Origin of the sequence: uncultured Azohydromonas sp. (assembly GCF_937926365.1) — a bacterium.
Lineage (GTDB): Bacteria > Pseudomonadota > Gammaproteobacteria > Burkholderiales > Burkholderiaceae_C > Azohydromonas.
Genome location: NZ_CALAOH010000120.1, coordinates 1 through 4,694, shown reverse-complemented (window position 1 = coordinate 4,694; position 4,694 = coordinate 1). Strand labels below are relative to the sequence as shown.

Below are 4,694 nucleotides of genomic sequence, written 5' to 3'. Positions count from 1 at the left end.
TGTCCAGGATGTCAGCAGCGCCCCAGATGTACCGAGAAGTCCGACAGCCTCCTAGCACGTTCCGGCCCGTTTGGCCGCCCGCATCCGGGCGGCGGCCGCCTGGTTGAAGTGGTGATCCCCCCTGGGCAGAGTGAGCTGGCCCGGGACGCGCACGGCGCGTGCCCGCGCCTTCACCCCCTTCACGAGGAGCTGCGCCATGCCACTACGGGAGTCCGAATTCTTCAATCCGACCTGCCTGCGGCGGGCGGTGTTGCTGGCTTTGAGCGCCTGCGCCGCGGCCTCGGCGCAGGCGAGCATCGGCCTGTCGCTGGGCAAGCTGCCAGCGCTGCCGCTGGCGCGGCCGCAGGCCGTGGTGGCGGTGGCCAACCCCTATGGCGCCGAGGCCGGCGCGCAGGTGCTGGAAAAGGGCGGCAACGCCATTGACGCGGCCGTGGCCATCGCCTACGCGCTCAACGTCGTGGAGCCGCAGTCGGCGGGCATCGGCGGCGGTGGCTTCATGATGATTCACCACGCCGCGACGGGCCGCACCTTCTACATCGACTCGCGCGAGAAGGCGCCCGCCGGCGCCCGGCCCGACATGTTCGTGGGCGTGGCCAACGCGTCGCTGCAGGGCGTGGCCGTGGGCGTGCCCGGCATGGTGCGCGGCACCGCGCTGGCGCTGGACCGTTTCGGCCGCATGCCGCTGCACAAGGTGCTGCAGCCGGCCATCCACCTGGCCGACAAGGGCTTCAAGGCCACGCCGCGCTACGTCGAGGCCAGCTGCAGCTCCCGGGCGCGCAACTCGCCCGAGGCGGAAGCCTTCTTCTGCCCCGGTGGCGTGCCGCCGGCGGTGGGCTCGCTGGTGCGCAACCAGGCGCTGGCCGGCACGCTGCGCCTGATCGCCAAGAACGGCCCCGACTGCTTCTACCGCTACATCCCGGCCAAGGGCTGCGACATCGCCAAGGGCATCGTCGAAGGGCAGAAGTGGGGCCGCGGCGGCAGCATGACCCTGGCCGACCTGCAGCAGTACCAGCCCGCGCTGCGCGACCCGGTGCAGGCCACCTACCGCGGCTACGTCATCAAGGCGATGTCGCCGCCGTCCTCCGGCGGGTTGACGCTGCTGCAGATGCTCAAGATGCTGGAGCGCTTCCCCATCGGCGACGCGGCCGCGGGCTACGGCTTCGGTTCCCTCAACACGGCCAACGTGATGGCCGAGGCCATGCGCATCGCCTTCGCCGACCGCGCGGTGTGGATGGGCGACGCCGACTTCGTTCCCGTGCCCTCCAAGGGGCTGCTGGCCAAGGGCTACACCGAGATGCGCGGCGCTGCCATCGTGCCGGGGCAGCGCCAGGGCACCAACCCGGTGGCCGACGACCCGCGCCCCTACCAGTTCGCCGGCGTCGAGGCGGGCCAGCGGCTGGCCGTGGCCGAGCCCGTGACCGGCCCGGGCGAGACCACCACGCACTTCGCCGTGGCCGACCGCTGGGGCAACTTCGTCTCCTACACCAACACCATCGAGTCCTCGCACGGCATCGGCGTGTTCGCGGGCTACAAGCGCCCGGACGGTTCCTTCCGCAACCACGGTTTCCTGCTCAACAACGAGCTCACCGACTTCAACCTCGCCCCGACCATCAATCCGTTCACCGGTAGCCTCGGCTACAACGACGTGCAGCCGGGCAAGCGCCCGCGCAGCAGCATGACGCCGACGATGATCTTCGACCCCAAGGGCAAGCCGCTGGTGGCCTACGGCTCGCCGGGTGGCTCGACCATCATCAACTCGGTGCTCAATGTCACGCTCAACCTCATCGACCACGGCATGGGGCTGCAGCAGGCCATCAACGCGCCGCGCCTGTCCGTCACCAGCGCCGGCTCCTCGGTGACGGTGGAGGCGGCGCTGCCCCCGGCCACGGTGGATGGCCTCAGGGCGCTGGGCTACGGCGTGAGCGTCGGCGAAATCGGCGCGGTGCAGGGCGTGGGCATCGACCCCAAGACCGGGCGCTACTACGGCGGCGCCGACACGCGTCGCGAGGGCACCGTCATCACGCTGCCGCGCAGCAAGCCGCTGCTGGGCGGGCTGGGCGACCTGCTGCAGCCCTGATCCTGCTGAGCGCCCGAAGCACCGAAGCCCGCCGCCGGCGGGCTTTTCGCTGCCCGGCGCGGCCACGCCGGCGGCGCGGCGTCCGGTAGCCGCGTCGGAAAGCGCCTACAGCGACACGCGGCGGCGGCGTCTGGCGGGCGCTGCCGGCACTGGGGAAGATGGGGCCACCATGCTCAGTGACGCTCCTACCGTGCCGACCAGCCCGCTGCGGGCCTCCTTGACCGCCGCCTGGCCGCACCTGCGCCGCTGGGCGGTGCCCGTGCTGGGCGTGCTGATCCTGGGGCTGCTGCTGTCGCGGGCGCACCAGATCGACTGGGCCGGCGCCTGGGCCGCGCTCAAGCGCCAGCCGCTGCAGACGCTGCTCGTGGCCTGGGCGCTGGCCACGCTCAGCCATGCCGTGTACGGCTGTTTCGACCTCATCGGCCGCGGCCACGTGCGCCACCGCGTGGCGCGCTGGCGCACCTGGGCCATCGCCGTTTCCAGCTACGCCTTCAATCTGAACCTGGGCTCGCTGGTGGGCGGCGTGGCGCTGCGCGCCCGGCTGTACGCCCGTGCTGGCCTGGACGAGACCTCGGTGGCGCAGGTGGTGGGCATCAGCCTGGCCACCAACTGGCTCGGCTACGGGCTGCTGGCCGGCGGCCTCTTCGCCTCGGGCGTGATCTCGCTGCCGCCGCAGGCCTGGCTGCCGGGGTGGACGCTGCGCGCCGTGGGCGTGCTCATGCTGCTGCTGGCCGCGGGCTACGTCGCGGCCTGCGCCCGCTGGCGAGGGCAGGAATGGCGCGTGCGCGGGCGGCGCCTGCAGCTGCCCAGCCCCGGCCGCGCGGTGGTGCAGCTCGCGTTCTCGACCGCGAACTGGGCGCTGATGGGCACGGTGATGTACCTGCTGCTGGGCGAGCGGCTGCCCTACGGCACCACGCTGGCGGTGCTGATGGCGGCCTCCATCGTGGGCGTGTTCACCCCCATCCCGGCGGGCCTGGGCGTGCTGGAGGCGGTGTACCTGACGCTGCTGTCGGGCCGCCTGGGGCAGGGCACCGTGATGGGCGCGGTGCTGGCCTACCGCGCGCTCTATTACCTGCTGCCGCTGCTGGGCGGCGTGGCGCTGTACCTGCTGCTGGAGCGCTGGGCTGCCACCGAGGAGGCGCCAGCCCGGCGCGGCCTCACGCCGTCTTGAGCGGCTGCTGCAGCTTCCAGATCCACACCAGCAGTTCCGCCACGGCCGCATACAGCTCCGGCGGAATCTCGCGGTCCAACTCCACGTGCATCAGCGCCTGCGCCAGCTCGGCAGATTCCGTCACCGGGATGCCCGCCTGCCGCGCCAGCTCCACGATGCGCCGGGCCGTTTCGTTGTAGCCCTTGGCCACCACCTGGGGCGCGCCGATGCGCTGGTGCGTGTCGTAGCTCATGGCCACCGCGGCGCGGCGGCGCGTGGGCTCCTCGGCGTGGAGCCCGTCCAGGGCGTTTTCGGGCCGCTTCATGTCAGACCTCGGCCGGCGCCGGCAGGGCGCGCACGGCGGCATGCAGGCCCCGGGCGTCCAGCGCTTGGCGCAACTCGTCCACGTGCTCGCCCACCTCGCGCACCAGCCCCTCGCCGCAAATGATGTTCACGTTCATCGCCGAGGCTTCGCCTTCTTCCGACAAGGACGTGCTCAGCTCCACCACCGCGTCGAGCGTGCCCTGCTCCGTTTCATGGCGCACGCGCGCGCGCACGACGCGAAAGCCCCCGCGCCCGTCCGGCTCGCGCTGCAGCTCCAGCTTCAGCGGGCGCCGGTCCCAGCGCCGCACCTCGATGGCCGTCTGGCCGGTGAGCGAGGCGCACAGCATCGCGTTGAGCAGCGAGCCGGCCGACTGCTGCGCCGGCGAGCGCGCCGGCGCGCCGGCGTCGGCCGCGCTCGGCTGCCGCCGCGTGTTCTCGTGGGCCGGGGCGTCGGACTCGGGCTCCTCGCCCAGCCATTCCTGGGCCGCGACAGCCTGCTTCAGGCTCAGCGCGGCGGCCAGCGCCTGCATCACGTTCTGCGCGGCCTGCTGGTGCTGCTGCTGGCCGGGCAGCAGCGCGTCCTGCGGACCATTGGCGGGCAGCACCGCCACGGGCAGCCCGAAGGCCGACAGCGTCGCCACGCTCTGGCCCAGCGGGCTCAGCTCCACCACGCCGGAGGCCGCGCCGGGATGCGCGGCCAGCAGCGCCCCCGCCGTCTTGACCGACAGCGAGTCCGTGGCCTGCAGGGTTGAAACGCCCGCGGGCACCGGCACGGCCTCGACCGGGGCCGGCGCTTCGGTGTGGGGAATGGCGGTGACTTTCACCCGCGAATTCTAGGAAGGCCCTCTTCCGCGACCCCGGCGCAAAAGCGTGCAGATGCCACACCCGCGGCCGGGCGCGGGTGCTCCTGGCCTGGCTGGAGGAGATCCTGCAGCCGTTCCCGCTGCAGGCCGAGGGGGCGTGATCAGCCCTCGGCGCCCTCGCCGCCGTCCTGCGCGCGCGACGCCTGCAGCTCGCGCAGCTTGCGGTAGAGGGAGCGCTCGCTGATGCCCAGCTGGCGCGCCAGCTCCGCGCGGCTGCCCCGGTGCGCCGCCAGCAGCGCCGACAGCGCCTCGCGCTCGGCGTCGCGCAGCGGCTGGCTGC

At 73.0% G+C, this 4,694-nt stretch carries 5 protein-coding genes; 2 read left to right on the top strand and 3 right to left on the bottom strand.

Going from position 1 to position 4,694, the window contains the following annotated elements; all coding sequences use genetic code 11:
* Window positions 1–196: 196 nt before the first annotated feature.
* Together ggt and Q0741_RS12380 are read left to right on the top strand one after the other, a co-directional pair.
* A complete protein-coding gene (gene ggt, locus Q0741_RS12385; RefSeq protein ID WP_298233513.1) occupies window positions 197–2,077 on the top strand; it encodes a gamma-glutamyltransferase in 1,881 nt (626 codons plus the stop codon).
* 169 nt (window positions 2,078–2,246) lie between these two features.
* Entirely contained in the window at window positions 2,247–3,248 is a 1,002-nt protein-coding gene (locus Q0741_RS12380) for a lysylphosphatidylglycerol synthase domain-containing protein (RefSeq protein WP_298233512.1), read from the top strand.
* Here Q0741_RS12380 and Q0741_RS12375 read toward each other — a convergent pair.
* The 3 genes from Q0741_RS12375 to Q0741_RS12365 all read right to left on the bottom strand — a co-directional run.
* The gene (locus tag Q0741_RS12375; protein WP_298233511.1) at window positions 3,235–3,552 is read right to left on the bottom strand and encodes an EscU/YscU/HrcU family type III secretion system export apparatus switch protein; all 318 of its coding nucleotides are present in this window, start codon (window positions 3,550–3,552) and stop codon (window positions 3,235–3,237) included. The genes Q0741_RS12380 and Q0741_RS12375 overlap by 14 nt on opposite strands.
* Before the next feature lies 1 nt (window position 3,553).
* Window positions 3,554–4,375, bottom strand: a complete 822-nt coding sequence (locus Q0741_RS12370; RefSeq protein WP_298233510.1) for a hypothetical protein — start codon at window positions 4,373–4,375, stop codon at window positions 3,554–3,556.
* 140 nt (window positions 4,376–4,515) lie between these two features.
* A partial coding sequence (locus Q0741_RS12365; RefSeq protein WP_298233514.1) for a helix-turn-helix domain-containing protein occupies window positions 4,516–4,694 on the bottom strand: 179 nt, incomplete at its 5' end.

Bases quoted from the DNA above. Each gene is read 5' to 3' on its own strand.
- ggt (WP_298233513.1), top strand. From the start codon at position 197: ATGCCACTACGGGAGTCCGAATTCTTCAATCCGACCTGCCTGCGGCGG.
- Q0741_RS12380 (WP_298233512.1), top strand. From the start codon at position 2,247: ATGCTCAGTGACGCTCCTACCGTGCCGACCAGCCCGCTGCGGGCCTCC.
- Q0741_RS12375 (WP_298233511.1), bottom strand. From the start codon at position 3,552: ATGAAGCGGCCCGAAAACGCCCTGGACGGGCTCCACGCCGAGGAGCCC.